The organism is Cellulomonas sp. plas2, assembly GCF_057221735.1.
In genome coordinates, this window is sequence record NZ_CM170155.1 from 87,322 (window position 1) to 104,301 (window position 16,980).

Here is a 16,980-nt window from a genome sequence, read left to right on the forward strand (position 1 = left end):
TTCCTCTCCTGGGGTCGGGCGTTGCCGCGCCCGTGCCCCGTGCTCGGTGGGCGCCGCGGTCGCGGCGTCCACGGGTGTGTCACTGCCCGTCGCCGGTCCTCTGTCCAGGAACGACCGGCGGCGGGCTCACGGAACCCCGCTCGACGAGGGGGCACGGCATCCGCAGGACGCCGTCGGCCTCGTCGGGGGGTGGTCGGACCCCGAGGAGGACCTCGGTGGCCCACCGGCCCATCGCGTGGTGCGGCAGCGCGACGGTGGTGAGCGGCGGGTCGAGCTCGGGGGCGATGAGGACCAGGTCGTCGTAGCCGACGACGGACAGATCCTGCGGGATGCGCAGGCCGTGCCGGCGGGCCGCGGTGTACGCGCCGTGGGCGACCTGGTCGTTGTAGCAGAACACCGCGGTCGGACGGTCGGCCGGCGGCAGGGCCAGCAGGGTCTCCGTCGCCGCGGCGGCGTCGGCCGCCGCCGTCGTGGCCGAGCGGACGTGCCATCGCGGGTCGGGTGCGACGCCGGCCTCGGCGAGGACCTCCCGGTAGCCCTGCTCGCGCAGGACGGAGGCCACGGGCCTCGGGTCCTCGTCGATGTCGACGAGCCCGATGCGCCGGTGCCCCGCGGCGACCAGGTGCGCGATCGCCGCGCGGGCGCCGCCGAGGTCGTCCGGGACGACGGCCGGCCGGGCGTCGTCGCCCACGGGGTAGCAGTCGAGGAAGACGGTGCCGGGGGGCAGGTCCGCCGGCGGGTCGACCGGCCGGTGCCACATCGAGGCGTAGATCATGCCGTCGACCTGCTGGGCGAGCAGGGCGCGCACGGCGTCCTCCTCGACCTCGCGCACGCCCCCGGTGCCGACGAGGAACAGCAGCCGGCCGTGCTCGCGGGCCACGTCCTGCGCCGCCTCCACCATGCCGACGGCGAACGGGGTGGTCGCGATGCGGTCCGAGAGCAGGCCGATGGTGTGGGTGCGGCGGGTGCGCAGCCCCCGGGCCAGGACGTTGGGCTCGTAGCCCATCTCCCGCGCCAGGTCGCGGATGCGGGTCCGGGTGGTCTCCGGGAACCGGGCCGCGTTCCGGTCGTTGAGGACGAGGGACACCGTGGTCACCGAGACGCCGGCCGCACGGGCCACGTCGGCGATCCTCACGCGCGTCACGAGCTCTCCTCTGAGCAGGTAAACCGATTGACCAGCACCCCGAGGATGGCCGGGTGCCCGGTGCGCTGTCAACCACCGATGCACGATCGTGACCGGTGTCCGCGCCCGGTCGTGCCCGGGTGCGCCCGTTCAGGTGGCGCGGCAGGGCTCCTGACCTGCGAGGTGGCCGGTCAGGGCAGGGTGGCCAGGGCCTTGCGGATACGGGTGGTCGAGACGGGCACCGGGACGCCGAGCGTCTGGGCGAAGAGGCTCACCCGCAGCTCCTCGAGCTGCCAGCGCACGGCCTCGAGTGCGGCGTCGCGCGCCACGTCGGGCGGGGCGGCCGCGGCCCGGGTCACGGCCGCGCGGTAGGCCTCCGTCACGTCGCGGACCTGCCACGCGAGGTCGGCGTCGCGCTGGGGGCTGTCCGCGGCCTTCTCCAGCCGCAGCCGCGCCGCGCGCAGGTACCGGGTGAGCTGCGGCAGCCGGTCGGCCCCGGTCTCGACGACGAAGCCCGGGTGGACCAGCGCCGCCGCCTGCTCGCGGACGTCCTGCACCGTCGCCAGGAGCGCGAGGCTCGTCGTCCCGCGGACGGCTGCCTCCAGCTCGCGCCACGCGGTCAGCACGGCGACGAGGTGCCCGACCAGGCCGTGCACGGCGTCCTCGAGCCCCGCGCGCACGGCCGCGCGCACGGCGGCGTAGTCCTCCGCGGTGCGGACGCGCTCGGCGGGCACGGACCCGGGGGCGGCGGCGCCGGCCGCGGGTGCGAGGTGGCGCGCCACCAGCGCGTCGATCGCCGCGAGCTGCACGTCCGCGACGAGCGCGTCGGTGCTGGGGTACGGCGAGGCGGCCAGGGCCAACGCCTGCGTGCCGGTCCAGCGCGAGGTGACCCGGCCGGACGGCAGACCGACGTCGGCCAGCAGCAGGCGACGCAGCCCGCGCCGGGAGGCCGTCGGGCGGGCGGCTGCGTCGGCGAGCGTCCGCACGGCCGCCGTCGCGCCGGCGCCCGTGCCCTCCTCGACCAGGGAGGGGTACGCCCGGACGGGGACGCCTCCGACGGTCGTCTCCACCACGTCGGGCAGGGTGCCGCCGGGCAGGTCCGGCCACGTGGTGAGCCCGCTGCGCTCCAGGGGCGGGCTCGGTGGGGCGGCCGGCGCCGCCCCGGGACCGGGTCGCGGCGCCGGCGACCCGTCGCGGCGGCCGCCGCGCCCCCGGGCGCGCACCTCCCCGTCCGCGCGGGGACCGGCGCCCGGCCCCGCCGGCCCGCCGCCCGCCGCTGCCTGCGCCTCGGCCATCGCGGCCTGCACCGCCGTGCGCACCGCCGAGGAGACGGCGTCCTGCGCCCGGCCCGCCAGCCGGCGCTGCAGCACGAGGAGGTCCTTGCCCTCGTCGAGCACACCGCCGCGGTCCCCGACGACGCGGAACGTCATGCGCAGGTGCGCGGGGAGCCGGTCCTCGTCGACGTCCGCCGGGTCGACGTCCACGCCGCGGACCGCGCGCACGGCCTGGGCGAACGCCTCCCGGAACGACGGCGCCGCGTCGCCGGCGCGCACGGTGTCCTCCCACGACGCCAGGTGCTCGTGCATCCACGCGTCGACGAGCCGCGCGACGTCCGGCGCCGGCACGAGCTGCACGCGCACGGGCTTCGGCAGGGCGCGGATGGTCGCGGTGACGAGGTCGGCGCGCAGCCCGGGCACCATCCAGTCGAAGCCCTCCGGCCGCAGCCGGGCCAGCGTCACGAGCGGCACGTGCACGGTGACGCCGTCCGCCTCGGTGCCGGGCTCGAACTGGTACGTCAGCGGCAGGCTGAGGTCGCCCTGCGGCCAGCGGGACGGGAACGCGCGCTCGTCGACGCCGTGCCCCTCGCCGACGAGCAGCTCGCGCGTGAAGGTCAGGAGGTCGGGGTCGGCGCGCCGCGCGCCCTTCCACCACCGGTCGAAGTGCGCGGCCGACACCACGTCGTCCGGCACGCGCTCGTCGTAGAAGTCGAACAGCACGTCGTCGTCGACGACGAGGTCGCGGCGGCGGGCGCGTGCCTCGAGCTGCTCGGCCTCGGCCAGCAGGCGCCGGTTCTCGTGGAAGAAGCGGTGCGGCGTCGTCCACTCGCCCTGCACGAGCGCGTGGCGCAGGAACAGCTCCCGCGCGTGGCCGGGGTCGACCTTCGAGTACAGGACCCGGCGGTCGGCGACGATCGGGACGCCGTAGAGCAGCACCTTCTCCGTCACCATGGCCGCGCCCTGGCGGGTCGACCACGCCGGCTCGGAGTACGTGCGCCGGACGAGGTGGGCCGCCAGCTCCTCGGCCCATTCGGGCTGGATGCGCGCGGCGTCCCGCGCCCACAGCCGCGACGTCTCGACGAGCTCGGCCGCCATGACCCACGCCGGGGGGCGCCGGGCCAGGCCGGAGCCCGGGAAGATCGCGAACCGCGCGCCGCGAGCACCGATGTACTCGTTGCGGGCCCGGCGGTCGGGGCGGGCACCGCGGGCGGCGTCGCGACCCCGGTCGCCGCGGCCCTTCGTCGTGGCCTGGACCTCCGTGGCCTCCTGCATGCCGATCTGCGACAGCAGCCCGGACAGCACGGCCTGGTGGATGCGGTCCCCGTCCCAGCCCCAGCGCGTCCGGTCGGCCTCGAGGGCCTCGGCGTCCGCGGGGGCGTCAGCGGGTGGCGCCTCGGTGCGGAGCGCGTCGGCGGCACCGGTCCCCGACGGCGTGTCTCCGGCGACACGCCGGTCACCCGGACCGCGCTCCGCACCGTTCCGCCGACCGGCCGCGTCGCCCGGCGCGTCGACGACGCCGCGGTCGGTGGGGCGGGGGGCGCCCTTCGCGTCGATGCCGAGGGGGGCCGTGAGGTCGCGCAGCTGCGTGACGACGTCCTGCCACTCGCGCAGCCGCAGGTAGTTGAGGTGCTCGGCGCGCACCTGGCGCCGGAACGCCGACCCGGACAGCGCTCGGCGCTGCTCGCGCAGCCACGTCCACAGGTTGAGGTACGTCAGCAGGTCCGACGAGGGGTCGGCGAAGCGGCGGTGCAGCGCGTCGGCCTGCTCGCGCTGGTCGGCCGGGCGCTCGCGGGGGTCCTGGATGGACAGCGCCGCGGCGATGACCGCCACCTCGCGGGCGACCCCGCGCCGCCCCGCCTCGACGATCATCCGGGCGAGCCGCGGGTCGATCGGCAGCTGCGCCAGCGCCTGCCCCGTCGACGTGAGCCGCAGCCGGCCGTCCTCCGCCGCCAGCGCCCCCAGCTCGGTGAGCAGCGCGACCCCGTCCCGCACCGACCGCACGTCCGGCGGGTCGACGAACGGGAAGTCGACGACCTCGTCGGGCGAGGCGACGACGCCCACCGCGATCATCTGCAGGACCACCGACGCCAGGGACGTGCGCAGGATCTCCGGCTCGGTGAACTCCGGCCGCGAGAGGTAGTCCTCCTCCGAGTAGAGGCGGATGGCGACGCCGGGGGAGAGGCGGCCCGAGCGCCCCGAGCGCTGGTTCGCGGACGCGCGCGAGATCGGCTCGATCGGCAGGCGCTGCACCTTCGTCGCCTTGGAGTAGCGCGAGATGCGGGCGGTGCCGGGGTCGACGACGGACGTGATGCCGGGGACGGTGAGGGACGTCTCGGCGACGTTCGTCGCCAGGACGACCCGGCGGGCGGTGTGCGCCTCGAAGACGCGGTGCTGCTCCGCCGCCGACAGCCGCGAGTACAGCGGCAGCAGCTCCACCGGCCGCGGGTGCCGCGGGTCGGTGACGCGCGTCCCGAGCGCCGTGCGCAGGGCGTCCTCGGCGTCGCGGATCTCCCGCTCCCCGGACAGGAAGACCAGCACGTCGCCGGGGGAGTCGACGAGCAGCTCCTCGACCGCCTCGACGATGCCCGTGACGAGGTCCTTGTCGGCGCCGCGGGCCGCGGCCGCCGCGCCCGAGGCCCGGCCCGTGCGGGCGCTGCCGCCGCGCGCGGCCCGTGCGGCCGGCGCGGGGGGCGTCGTGGGGGCGCGGTCGTCCTCGTCGACGAACAGCTCGTCGTCCTCGTCCTCGACGCCGGTGCGGTCCGGCGACAGCGGCCGGTAGCGCACCTCGACGGGGTAGGTGCGGCCCGTGACCTCGACGACGGGGGCGGGCAGGACGTCCGGGTGCTCCGGGTCGACGCGCGCGCGCTCGGCCTCCGTCAGGCCCGCGAGGCCCGTCGCCGGGTCCACCGGCGTGCCGAAGTGCCGGGCGAACCGCGCCGAGTCGATCGTCGCCGAGGTGATGATCAGCTTGAGGTCCGGGCGGCGCGGCAGCAGGCGCGTGAGGTACCCGAGGATGAAGTCGATGTTGAGCGACCGCTCGTGCGCCTCGTCGACGATGAGCGTGTCGTACTGGCGCAGCATCGGGTCGCGCTGGATCTGCGCGAGCAGGATGCCGTCGGTCATGACCTTGACGAGCGTGTCCTCGCTCGACTCGTCGGTGAAGCGCACCTGGTAGCCGACGACGCCGCCGATGCGGCCGCCCAGCTCCTCCGCGATGCGCTCGGCGACGGACCGCGCGGCGATGCGGCGGGGCTGGGTGTGGCCGATCTGGCCGGCGCGCCCGCGGCCCAGCTCGAGGGCGATCTTGGGCAGCTGCGTCGTCTTGCCGGACCCGGTCTCGCCCGCGACGACGACGACCTGGTGGTCGCGGATCGCCGCGGCGATCTCCTCCCGGCGCGCGCTGACCGGCAGGTCCTCGGGGAAGGCGATCGTGCCGAGGTCGACGGCGGCGCGGTGCTCGGCCGCGCGGGCGCGGCGGGCCTCGGCGCGCGCGTCGTCCGCGGGGCGACGGCCCCGGGGCTGCTGCGGCCCGGCGGCCCGGCCGCGGACGTCGCCGCGTGCGTCCGACCGGGCGACGTCGCGAGGCCGCCGGCCTCGTCGTCGGCCCTGCCCCTCGCTTCGGCCCCCGCTGCGGCCCCCGCTGCGGCCCGGACCGCCGCCCGACCCCGGGCGCGACGGCTCGCCGCCCGCGGGGGGCGGTGGGTCGACCGGGACGGACGCGCTCACGACGTCCCATCCTCGCAGCCGTGACGACCCCTGCCCGACGAGGGACCTGGCCGCAGGGGCGTTGCGCCGCCCGGGTGACCGTGCCCGCGGCGTGTCCTCACCCCTCCGCACCCGCCCGATGGACAGGACGAGGGCCGCGACCGGCCCCTCGCGGACGACGGATCGGGGTGACCGGTGGGCGGCAGGACGAGCAGGTGGTCCCCGGTGGCGACGAGCATCGCGCCCAGCCTCGCCTTCGCCCTGCTGTTCGCCGCCGCGTCCGTCGTCACCCGGCTGAGTGCCGGCACCTCGCCGGTCGGGCTCGTCCACCCGGCGGCCGGTGTCGCGGCGGTGTGGTTCGTCGTGCAGGGGCTCCGGCCACGGCCCACCCGCGTGGTGGTGCTCGACCACGCCCTCCTCGTCGGCAGCGCCACGACCGTGGGTCTCCTGGACGGCGTCCCGACGGTCACCGCGGTCGGTCTCGCGCTGGCCGGTGTCGTCCGCGTCCACGTCTTCGTCCGGCTCCTGCGCCGCTGGGCACCGGACCTGACGGGTCCCGACGGCGGCTGGGAGCTGCACCGGCCCGGGCAGATCGTCCCGGTGCTCGCGGCCGCGGTCGTCGCGTCGCTCGCAGGGTCGACCGTGTCGTGGCCCGCCGTCGCGCTGGGACCGGGCGCGCCGTGGCCCGACACCGTCCTGCTGCTCGTGACGCGCAGCGCGGCGGGCATCGTCGTCGTCTCGCTGGTCGCGCTGCGGGTGCCGCAGATGGCGCGCGACTGGCGGGCACGGGCGCTCGAGCGCCGTGCACCGGGCCGTGCAACCGGACGTGCACCCGGACGTGCACCCGGACGTGCACCCGGACGTGCACCCGGACGTGCACCCGGACGGGTGCCGGCCGCCCGCCGGTGGGCCGCGGCCGAGCTCGCGCTCGCGCTGGTGGTCTCGGCCGCCCTGTGCACGGTCGCCTTCGGGCTGCTGCGGCTGCCGCTGGCGTTCACGGTGCTGGCGGTCACCGCGTGGGTCGCGGTGCGGTTCCGGACGTCCGTGGCCGTCCTGCACGACGCGGCCGTCGGTGTCGTGGTGCTCGTCGCGACCGTGCGCGGCGCCGGGACGTTCTCCCTGGTGACGAACCACGTGGAGCAGGCGCTCGTCGCGCAGCTGTTCGTCGTGCTCCTGCACGTGCTCGGCCTGGCGCTGGCCACGGGGCGCGACGAGCGGACCGCGCTCGCGGACCGGCTGCGCGGCGCGGTCGCCGAGGCGGAGCGGACCACCGACCGGGTGCGCGACCTCGCGGCGGCCGTCGCAGCCGTGACGCAGGCCGCCGACCCCCGCGCGGAGGTCTGCGCCGCCGCGTGCCGGCTGACGGGCGCCGACTCGGCGTTCCTCGTCGAGCCCGACGGGTCCGGGGACCTCGTGTCGACCGGGGAGTCGGGGTGGGACGTGCCCATCCGGCTGTCCATGACCGACGAGAGCCTGAGCCTGCGCGTGTACCTGTCCGGCGAGGGGGCGTTCGCCCCGGACGTCACGCGGCACCCGCGGGTCGCGCCCGTGATGAGCGAGGCGCTCGGCCCCGCGTCCGCGCTCTGGGAGCCGGTGCAGGCGCGCGCCGGCGTCACCGTGGCGGTGCTCGTCGTCATCTGGCGGACGCCGCGTGCGGAGCTGCCGCCCGAGGACGTCGCCACGTTGCGGGCGCTGGGCGCGGGTGCGTCCCACGCCGTGGAGCGGGCGGACCTGCTGGCGCAGCTCGAGGTCGCCGCCGAGCGCGACGTGCTCACCGGCCTGGCCAACCGCCGACGCTGGGACCACCTCGCCGCGACGGAGGTCGCGCGGGCGCACCGGGCCGGCACCCCCTTGAGCTTCGCGCTCGTCGACCTCGACCACTTCAAGGCGTTCAACGACACCCGCGGGCACCTGGCCGGCGATGCGCTGCTCGTCGACTTCGGCCGGCTGCTGGGCCGGTGCCTGCGGGAGACGGACGTCGTCGCGCGGTGGGGCGGCGAGGAGTTCGCGCTCGCGCTGCCGGGCTGCACCGCGACGGACGCGGCGCAGCTCGCCCGGCGGGTCCAGGCCGTGGTCCCGCAGGGGCAGACGTGCACGATCGGCATCGCCGAGTGGCGGCCGGGGCTGTCGGTGGCGGACGCCCTGGCCCGCGCCGACGAGGCGCTCTACCGCGGGAAGAAGGGCGGCCGCGACCTCATCGCGGTGCACGGCCGCGCGCTGCCGGGCGTCATCCCGAGCCCGCCGCCCGGCAGGGGGGCCTGACGCCCGACGCCGGAGCCGGTGACGGAGGCCACCGCTCCCGCCCGCCCCGACGGAGGGCGCCGCGCGTCGGCGGCGGGCATGATGAGGGTCAGGTGCGCCGGGAAGTCTGGTCGGCAGTCCCGTCGGCGTCCCCGCCGGCAAGCCGCCGCCCCTCCGGAGGAACCGTGTCGTCCTCGTCCCCCACCCCGCCCGGCTCCGCCGCCCCTGGTCCGACCGCCGCACCGGTGGCGCCGCGGTCCCTCGTCGTCCGCTTCGGCCGCTGGGCCGCGCAGGAGACGACGGGCGGGCTGCTGCTCCTCGGCGCCGCGCTGCTCGCGCTGCTCTGGGCCAACTCCCCGTGGCGCGGCGTGTACGAGACGGTGTCGAGCACGGTCGTCGGGCCCGCGGCCCTGCACCTCGACCTCAGCATCGCGACGTGGGCGGCCGACGGGCTGCTGGCGATCTTCTTCCTCGTCGTCGGCATCGAGCTCAAGCACGAGCTCGTCGCCGGCAGCCTGCGCAACCCGCGGCAGGCCGGGGTGCCGATGATCGCCGCGGTGGGCGGCATGGCCGTGCCGGCGCTGGTCTACCTGGGCGTCGTGCACGGGCTCGGGGAGCCGACCGCGTCGCACGGGTGGGCCATCCCCAGCGCCACCGACATCGCCTTCGCGCTGGCGGTGCTGGCGATCTTCGGCCGCGGGCTGCCCGTAGCGCTGCGGACGTTCCTGCTCACGCTGGCGGTCGTCGACGACCTGCTGGCCATCGTCGTCATCGCCGCGTTCTACACGAGCGAGCTCGCGATGCCGGCGCTGCTGGGCGCGCTCGCGCTCGTCGCCGTCTTCGGGGTGCTCGTGCGGCTGCGCCGGCCGCCGGTGTGGCTGCTGGTGCCCATCGGCGTGGCGGCCTGGGTGCTCATGCACTCCTCGGGGGTGCACGCGACGATCGCGGGCGTCCTCCTGGGCCTGACCGTGCCCGCGAAGGCCCTGCACGGCGAGCACCACTCCCGCACGCACAGCTGGGAGGGCGTGTGGCGGCCGGTGTCGGCCGGCTTCGCGCTGCCCGTCTTCGCGTTCTTCGCCGCCGGCGTCAGCCTGCTCGACGAGGAGGGCAGCCCGGTGGTGGGCGAGGTGCTCGGCCAGCCGGTGGTCGCCGCGGTGGTCCTCGGCCTGGTGGTCGGCAAGGTCGTGGGGGTGCTCGGCACGACGGCCCTCGTCGTGCGCCTGACGCCGCTGCGCCTGGCGGACGGGATCGGCCTGCGCGACCTGCTGCCCGTCGGGCTGCTGGCCGGGATCGGGTTCACGGTGTCGCTGCTCATCGCGGAGCTGTCCTTCGCGGACGGCGAGCACACGGACGGGGCGAAGGTCGCGGTGCTGCTGGGCTCGGTCCTGGCGGCCGTGCTCGGGTCGGTGATGCTGCGCTGGGACGCGCGGCACGACCGGACCCGGGACATGAACGAGGACGGCATCGACGACGGGGACCTGGTGCGCATCGGGGACGAGGCACCGGCGCCCGCCGCCGATCGCCCGTAGCATCGCGCCTCCCGGGACCGCAGCCGGTCGGCCCGGCGAGGGGAGGCCTGCGTGCGGCACCCCGTCCTGCGCCCGGCACCGCCGCACCCGGCCGGTCTCGTGGTCGCGACGCTCTTCGCGGTCCTGGCGACGACCCCCTCGCTGCTGCCGCGGGACTGGCTGTTCCAGGGCCTGGTCTCGGGCGTCTCCGGAGCCGCGGGGTACGGCGTGGGCGTCGCCGGGGCGTGGCTGCTGCGGCGGTCGTCGCGGTGGCGGGCGTGGCGGGCGCGGGTCGACGTCCGCGTGCGGGACCGGGTGCCGGCGCGCCTGCGGCGCGCCGGGCTGCCGCTGCTGGGGGTGCTCGCGGCGGCGGCCCTCGTCGTGGCGCTCGCGGTCGGGGCGGGGTGGCAGCGGGAGCTGACGACGGCCATGGGCATGCCGTCGACGACGACGTCGGGCTGGCTGCGGGCCGCCCCGCTGCTCGTCCTCGTCGCCGGCGTGCTCGTCGGGGTCGGGCGCGGGGTGGGCCTGCTCGTGCGGCTGGCGGCTGCGGGGCTGCGCCGGCTCCGCGTGCCGAGCGGTGTCGCCGGGCTGGTGGCGACCCTGCTGGTGGCGACCGGGCTCGTCGTCGTCGTGGACGACGTGCTGCTCGCGCGGGCGCTGTCGGCGGTCGACGCGGCGTTCCGCGGGTCGAACCAGGCGGACCTGCCCGGGGCGCCGGCGCCCGTCGAGGCGGACCGCACGGGCGGGCCGGGGTCGCTCGTGGCATGGGAGACGCTGGGGAACTGGGGGCGGGCGTTCGTGGACGGGGAGCTGTCGGCGGCGACGCTGGCCGCGGCGCCGCGCGGGGCCGTCGCCGACCCGGTGCGCGTCTACGTCGGCATCGACAGCGCCGAGGGCGCGGCGGCGCGGGCCGACCTCGCCGTCGCCGAGCTCGAGCGGGTCGGGGGCTTCGACCGGGAGGTGCTGCTCGTCGTGACGACGACGGGCAGCGGCTGGGTGAACGCCGCGGCCGTGGACGCGCTGGAGCTGCTGCACGGCGGCGACACCGCGGCCGTCGCTACGCAGTACTCCTACCTGCCGAGCTGGCTGTCGTTCCTCGTCGACCGGTCGCGCGCGGAGGTCGAGGCGCGGGCGCTGTACGACGCCGTCGAGGCGCGGGTGGAGGCGATGCCCGCCGACGAGCAGCCGCGGCTGCTGTCCTACGGCGAGAGCCTCGGGTCGCTGGGGTCGGAGAGCGTCTTCACGTCGCTGGCCGACATCCGGGCGCGGTCCGACGGTGCGGTCTGGTCCGGGCCGCCGCACGCGAACACGGTGTGGCACGCGCTCGTCGAGCGCCGCGACCCCGGGACGCCGGAGGCCGAGCCCGTGTACGCCAGCGGGCTCGTCGTGCGGTTCGCCGACGACGCCGCCGACATCGCCGAGCCGCCGACGCCGTGGGAGGAGCCGCGGGTGCTGTACCTGCAGAACCGGTCGGACCCCGTGGTGTGGTGGTCGCCGGAGCTCCTGCTCGAGCGCCCGGACTGGCTCGCCGAGCCGCCCGTGGACGGCGACCGGCCGACGATGACGTGGTACCCCGTCGTCACGTTCTGGCAGCTCACGTTCGACCTCGTCAACGCCAAGTCGGTGCCCGACGGGCACGGGCACAACTACGAGGCCGTGCTGCTCGACGCGTGGGCGGCGGTGGCGGCGCCCGAGGGCTGGACGGACGCGGACACGGCTTCAGCGCACCTGGTGCTGGACCCGCTGCTGGACCCGCTGCTGGACCAGGTGCCGGACGAGGTGCCGCCCGTGCAGGAGCAGGAGGGCTGAATACAGTGGACGCCATGGCGCCCGACCGTGGTGGGACCGGCAGCGACGGCGAGCGGCGGGCGCGGGCGGCGTTGGAGGCGTGCGGGGCCGCGTTCACGCTGACGCGGCACGGGCCGGTGGCGTCGCTGGCCGAGGCGGCGGCGGCGCGGGGCGTGACGCCGGCGGACGTCGTGAAGACGCTCGTCGTGCGGCGCGGCGACGACGACTTCCTGTTCGTGCTGGTGCCGGGCGACCGGACGATCTCCTGGCCCAAGCTGCGGGCCCTCCTGGGCGTCTCGCGCCTGTCGATGCCCGACGCCGAGACCGCCCGCGACGTGACCGGCTACGAGCGCGGCACCATCACGCCGTTCGGCTCGACGACGGCCTGGCCCGTCGTCGCCGACCACCGGGTGCGCGGCCGCACGATCTCGCTCGGGGCGGGGGCGCACGGCGTCGCGGCGACCATGGCCGGGGGCGACGTCGTGCGCGTCCTCGCCGCGACCGTGGCGGACGTGACGGACCCCGTGCCGGACGTGTGACGGAGGCGTGAGAGGGCCGGACGAGGGCGGACGTCCCTCCTCCGGGTGAAGACTGTGGCCTATCCTGGTCGCCCGGCATGCCCGTGTCGGTCCCTCGTGGGAACGTCGTGCGGGTCCCCGGACGTCGACCGGTCGGACCTGCGGGATGCCACGTGGCACCCCATGGGCGGACCGGTGAGCAGGACGCACCGGAGCGTCCGGCTGGATCACCGAGGACACCTCGGCCGGTCCCGGCGGTCCAGCGAGGGCCGCACGTGCACCACCCGCACCACGAGAGCGACGCAACCCGCAGGGGACCACGGCTGCGCGCGGCAAGGAGCACCACGTCATGACCCATCTCGCCGACAGCCCTGCCGGCGCGATCCTCGTCGAGCACGAGAGCGGCACCACGCTCGTCCGGCTCGTCGGGGAGATCGACGGGGCCCTGCGCGAGCAGGCCAGCCACACCATGGGGCTGGCCCTGTTCGCCGACCAGCGCGTCGTCGTCGACGCGACGAGCACCACCTTCGTCGACTCCTCCGGCCTGGCGTTCGTGCTGCAGCTGCACATGGCCACGCAGGAGGCCGGCCTCGAGCTGCGCCTGCGGGACCCGTCCCGCGTCCTGCGGACGGTCCTGGAGACGGTCGGGCTGTCCGACCGCATCCCCGACGACGAGCCCGCGGCCGCCACGGCGGGCACGCCGGCCGTCGGCGCCCGGCAGGCGCCGCGGGGCTAGCGCCAGAGACGGCGGCTGGCCAGCTCCGCCCCGGCGACGAGCGACTCGAGCTTCGCCCACGCGATCTGCGCGTGGACCCGGCCGCCGAGACCGCAGTCCGTGGACGCGACCACGCGCTCGCGCCCGACGCGCTGCGCGAACCGCTCGATCCGCTCGGCGACGAGCTCCGGGTGCTCGACGACGTTCGTCGCGTGCGAGACGACGCCCGGCAGGATGACGGCGTCGTCGGGGAGCACCACGTCGTCCCACACCCGGTACTCGTGCTCGTGCCGCACGTTCGCCGCCTCGAAGGAGAAGGCGCCGGCGTGCACCCCCAGCATCGTCGAGACGATGTCGGCCATCGGCAGGTCGGTGGTGTGCGGTCCGTGCCACGAGCCCCAGCACAGGTGGAAGCGGATGCGGTCCTTCGGCAGGCCGCGCAGCGCGTAGTTGAGCGCCTCGACGCGCAGCCGCGTGAAGGCCAGGTAGTCCTCGAGCGACGGCTCGGGCTCGATCTGGTCCCAGCTCTCGGCGACGGAGGGGTCGTCGATCTGCAGGACGAGGCCCGCGTCGATGATCGCCGTGTACTCCTCGCGCAGGACGTCGGCCCAGGCGTAGAGGAACTCCTCGTCGCTGCGGCCGGTGGCGTCGTGGATGCGGGCGGCCGACCCGGGGGCCAGCGAGGTGACGAAGCCCTCGGGCGCCCCGGTGGCGTCGAGGGCCGCCCGCAGGTGCCGGACGTCGGCGGCGATGGCGTCCTGGCCCGTGTACGTGAGGTCGCCGACCGCCTCCGGGAAGACGGGCGGGGCGCCGTGGAAGATGCCCGACGTCGGGTCGGTGTAGGCCTCCGCGAACCGCTGCTGGTCGCGGCGGTGGGAGAAGCCCGTGAGCCGCACCTCGCCGGGGCCCGACACGACCTTCTCCGTCGCCCAGGCCGCCCGCTCGTCGAGCGCCAGGCCCCCCGTGCGCTGGAAGGAGTAGGACCACCAGGCGCCGAAGTCCATGGGCGAGCTCATGGCCTTGCCGTACTCGCCGTCCCCGGGGACGGAGATGCCGAGGGCCAGCTGGCGCTCGACGAGGGCGCGGACCTGCTCTCCGAGGAAGGCGTCCCAGTCCTCGGGCACGCCGTTGCCGGCCCCCTGCGCCGACTCCTGCGCCGCCTCCTGTCGCGCGCGGTTCGCCGCGACGAGCTCGTGGGTGCGCGGCAGGGAGCCGGCGTGGGTAGTGAGGATGGCGTCGTCGCTGCGGAGCATGCGGCGATGCTAGGGGCGTCCCGGTCAGGGGCGGGGGCCGCGTCCGCCGCCGGCGGGGCCGCCGCCCATCCCGCCGCCCCCGCCCATGCCGGCGACCTCGACCCCGGCGGTGGCGGTGACGAGCGTCGTCGCGCCCGAGGCGTCCCCGGACGCCGCGAGCCCGCCGACCTCGTCGCCGGACGCCGTGCCGCCCTCCGCGAGGGTGTACGTCGCGTCCGCGACGACGTCCGCCGAGGAGAGGACGACGTTGCCGACGGTGGTGCTCGTGGTGAAGGTGGCCAGCACGGCGCCGCTCTCGTCGAGCAGCTGCAGGACGGTGCCGTCACCGACGGGGGAGCTGAGGGTGAAGGAGACGAAGGACTGCGGCGACGAGGCCGAGGGGGTCATGGCCATGCCCGACGAGCCAGCCGCCAGCAGCGTGCCGCCCGAGACCTCGAAGGTCCCGTCGACGTCCAGTGCGCCGTTGCCGCTGCCCTCGGGGCCGTTCACGACGACCGTGCCGCCGGTCATCGTCAGGTAGCCGTTGGCGTCGAGACCGTCGCCGTCCGACCGCACGACGACCGTGCCGCCGCTGATCGTCAGGCCGTAGGCGTCGCTCGTGCTCTGCGCCATCGGGTCGCCACCGGCGGCTTCGGTGGCGGTGGGGTCGGAGGCGTTGACGCCGTCGTCGCTCGCGGTGATGTCGACCTCCCCGCCGGCGAGGGTGATGACGCCGGACTCGAGGCCCTCGTAGGAGTCCGTGACGGTGACGGTCCCGCCGTCGACCGTGACCGCACCGTCGCCGTGGATCCCGTCGTCGCCCGACGCGACCGTCACGGTGCCGCCGTGGATGCCGACCGCGCCGTTCGTGTGGATCGCGTCGTCGGTGGCGTCGACGTCGACCGTGCCGCCGCCGACGACGACGGACACGCCCGCGACGAGGCCGCGCGGCGACTCCGTCCCTGTCGGCGTGCTGCCGCTGCCGTCGCCGGCGGTGACCGCGAGGACGCCGTCCCCGACGACCACGTCCGTCGTGGCGTCCACGCCGTCGTCCGTGGCGGTCACCGTGGTGGTGCCGCCCGTGATCGCGACGTAGCCCGCCGTGGCATCGGTGTCGTCGTCGGCCTTCAGCCCGTCGCCGCCGGCGGTGACGTCGAGCGTGCCGCCCTCGACGACGAGGTAGTCCTGCCCGCGCACGCCGTCGTCGACCGCGGCGACGACGAGCTCGCCGGACTGGACGACGAGGCCGTCGGAGGAGGAGATGCCGTCGTTGCTGCTGCCCTCCACGCTCAGCGCGCCGGTGCCGGTGATCGTCAGGTCGATCTGGCTCGCGAGCGCGGCGGTCGGGCCGGCGCCGTCCGCGGCGGTCCAGCCCGCGGTGTCGGCGAGGTGGTTCTCGCTGCCCTCGGCGAGGAGCACGGTGACCTCGTCGGCGGCGACGACGGACAGCGCGGCCCCGGTCGACGACGTGACGTCCGCGCCGTCTAGCACGAGCGTGACCGTGCCCTCGTCGGCGGTGTCGACGACGACCTGGCCGTCGTCGAGCGTGCCGGAGAGGACGTAGGTGCCGGCCGCGGTCACGGTGACGGTCGAGCCGTCGACGGTGACGCCGTCGCCGCTGCTCGTCGCCGAGCCGCCGTCGAGGGTGACCGTCGTGGCGGTGGACAGGTCCACGTCGGCCTCCGTGCCGTCGGTGTGGGTGGCGAGGTTCGCGGCCAGGGCGTCGGCGACGGACTGCGCGGCGTCGGTGCTGGTCACCGTGCCGTCGGTGGCGTCGTCGACGGTCGTGGTGGAGCCGCTCGACGCGCTGGTCGTCGAGTCGGCGGAGGTGGTCGCGGCGGCCGTCGAGCAGCCGGTGAGCACGGCGGCGACGAGGGTGGCGGACGCGAGCGTCCGGGCGAGGACGGGGCGGCGGGCGATGCGCATGGGAGGTCTCCTGGTGGCCCGGTGCGGGCCGGTGGTGGGGTTGGGGGCGGGGGTGCGGCCGGTCAGGCGGCGACGAGGTGCGGCCCGACGTCCTGGGTCAGCACGCGGTGCCAGGGGGTGGCGGGCAGGCCGGGGTGCAGGGCCGCCATGCCGGTGCCGTACTTCGAGATGCGGACGGGCCGGTACCCGTGGCGCCACAGCAGGCGGTCCGTCGACGAGGGGGTCGACCCGGTCTTCGTCTCGACGACCGCCATGCCGGCCAGGGCCAGCGGCGGGGCCGACGGGGTGCCGTCGGGGCCGAGCGCGGTCCAGGTGAGCCCCGTGTCGATGGTCGTGCGGCTGTCCGTGGCGGGCAGGTGCAGCGTGGCCCGGCGGTAGCGGCTGACGAGCGTGGGTCGCAGGTCGGGGATCTCGTCGCCGTCGGCCAGGGGGACCGCGGCGGCGTCGAGGACCTCGGCGGTGAAGCGCAGGCCGTCCTCGTCGAGCACGTCGCGGTGGACGAGGTCGTACGGCAGCCGCTCCTTGACGGTGGTGCCGCGCGTGCCGCGCGTCTTGACCTCGACCCAGCAGCTCGCCGCGTCGACGTACGTGCGGGTGCGGACCTTGAACCGCCGTCGCCGACGACGTGCCGCGCCGAGGTACGACACCAGGCCGGGGGTGTCGAAGTAGACGGACTCGTAGGCGAAGGAGCGGGCGCCGTCGATCTCGAGGACGCGGGCGCCGGCCTCGACGCCCGCGCCGATCCCGCCGAGCACGTGGTCCAGCTCGGCCAGCGGGACCACGTACTTGCGGTCCACGCGGGTCTGCCGCGAGGCCCGCTCGACGAGCTCGGCCAGGCCCACGGGCGGCAGCCGGTGCAGGACCGCCTCGCCGAGCGGCGGCATGCCGGCCGTGACGGGGACCGGGGTGCCCGCGGGGCTGCCCGTCGGGGCGCTCATCGGGGC

10 protein-coding genes are annotated in these 16,980 nt (G+C 76.5%); 5 read left to right on the forward strand and 5 right to left on the reverse strand.

What is annotated here, in order from left to right; translation table 11 throughout:
• Positions 1-79: 79 nt before the first annotated feature.
• Positions 80-1,144 carry a LacI family DNA-binding transcriptional regulator gene (locus AC2TDM_RS00420; protein ID WP_090032164.1) on the reverse strand — a complete coding sequence of 355 codons (1,065 nt, stop codon included), beginning with the start codon at positions 1,142-1,144 and terminating at the stop codon, positions 80-82.
• Positions 1,145-1,314: 170 nt separating this feature from the next.
• Complete coding sequence (locus AC2TDM_RS00425; protein ID WP_484635458.1) at positions 1,315-6,126, reverse strand: DUF3418 domain-containing protein; 4,812 nt, start codon at positions 6,124-6,126, stop codon at positions 1,315-1,317.
• A gap of 204 nt (positions 6,127-6,330) precedes the next feature.
• On the opposite strand from AC2TDM_RS00425, the gene AC2TDM_RS00430 reads away from it, so the two are divergent.
• The 5 genes from AC2TDM_RS00430 to AC2TDM_RS00450 all read left to right on the forward strand — a co-directional run bounded on the left by AC2TDM_RS00430 (position 6,331) and on the right by AC2TDM_RS00450 (position 12,899).
• Entirely contained in the window at positions 6,331-8,367 is a 2,037-nt protein-coding gene (locus AC2TDM_RS00430; RefSeq protein WP_484635459.1) for a GGDEF domain-containing protein, read from the forward strand.
• A 224-nt stretch (positions 8,368-8,591) separates the two neighbouring features.
• On the forward strand, positions 8,592-9,875 hold the full coding sequence (nhaA, locus tag AC2TDM_RS00435; protein WP_484635460.1) for a Na+/H+ antiporter NhaA: 1,284 nt from the start codon (positions 8,592-8,594) through the stop codon (positions 9,873-9,875).
• 51 nt (positions 9,876-9,926) lie between these two features.
• On the forward strand, positions 9,927-11,666 hold the full coding sequence (locus AC2TDM_RS00440; protein ID WP_484635461.1) for an alpha/beta hydrolase: 1,740 nt from the start codon (positions 9,927-9,929) through the stop codon (positions 11,664-11,666).
• A gap of 14 nt (positions 11,667-11,680) precedes the next feature.
• Positions 11,681-12,184, forward strand: a complete 504-nt coding sequence (locus AC2TDM_RS00445; RefSeq protein ID WP_484635462.1) for an aminoacyl-tRNA deacylase — start codon at positions 11,681-11,683, stop codon at positions 12,182-12,184.
• 328 nt (positions 12,185-12,512) lie between these two features.
• Positions 12,513-12,899 carry an STAS domain-containing protein gene (locus tag AC2TDM_RS00450; protein WP_090032174.1) on the forward strand — a complete coding sequence of 129 codons (387 nt, stop codon included), beginning with the start codon at positions 12,513-12,515 and terminating at the stop codon, positions 12,897-12,899.
• On the opposite strand, the gene AC2TDM_RS00455 is transcribed toward AC2TDM_RS00450, so the two are convergent.
• From AC2TDM_RS00455 to AC2TDM_RS00465, 3 genes are all read right to left on the reverse strand, one after another.
• Positions 12,896-14,131, reverse strand: coding sequence for a cobalamin-independent methionine synthase II family protein (locus AC2TDM_RS00455; RefSeq protein ID WP_484635463.1), 1,236 nt, complete (start codon positions 14,129-14,131; stop codon positions 12,896-12,898). The genes AC2TDM_RS00450 and AC2TDM_RS00455 overlap by 4 nt on opposite strands.
• Before the next feature lie 24 nt (positions 14,132-14,155).
• Positions 14,156-16,036, reverse strand: coding sequence for a carbohydrate-binding domain-containing protein (locus tag AC2TDM_RS00460; RefSeq protein WP_484635464.1), 1,881 nt, complete (start codon positions 16,034-16,036; stop codon positions 14,156-14,158).
• A gap of 62 nt (positions 16,037-16,098) precedes the next feature.
• Positions 16,099-16,974 carry a polyphosphate polymerase domain-containing protein gene (locus AC2TDM_RS00465; RefSeq protein ID WP_484635465.1) on the reverse strand — a complete coding sequence of 292 codons (876 nt, stop codon included), beginning with the start codon at positions 16,972-16,974 and terminating at the stop codon, positions 16,099-16,101.
• Positions 16,975-16,980 lie beyond the last annotated feature (6 nt).

Excerpts from the sequence above, each read along its gene's own strand:
- AC2TDM_RS00445 (WP_484635462.1), top strand. The coding sequence starts at position 11,681 with ATGGCGCCCGACCGTGGTGGGACCGGCAGCGACGGCGAGCGGCGGGCG.
- AC2TDM_RS00450 (WP_090032174.1), top strand. The coding sequence starts at position 12,513 with ATGACCCATCTCGCCGACAGCCCTGCCGGCGCGATCCTCGTCGAGCAC.
- AC2TDM_RS00455 (WP_484635463.1), bottom strand. The coding sequence starts at position 14,131 with ATGCTCCGCAGCGACGACGCCATCCTCACTACCCACGCCGGCTCCCTG.
- AC2TDM_RS00460 (WP_484635464.1), bottom strand. The coding sequence starts at position 16,036 with ATGCGCATCGCCCGCCGCCCCGTCCTCGCCCGGACGCTCGCGTCCGCC.
- AC2TDM_RS00465 (WP_484635465.1), bottom strand. The coding sequence starts at position 16,974 with ATGAGCGCCCCGACGGGCAGCCCCGCGGGCACCCCGGTCCCCGTCACG.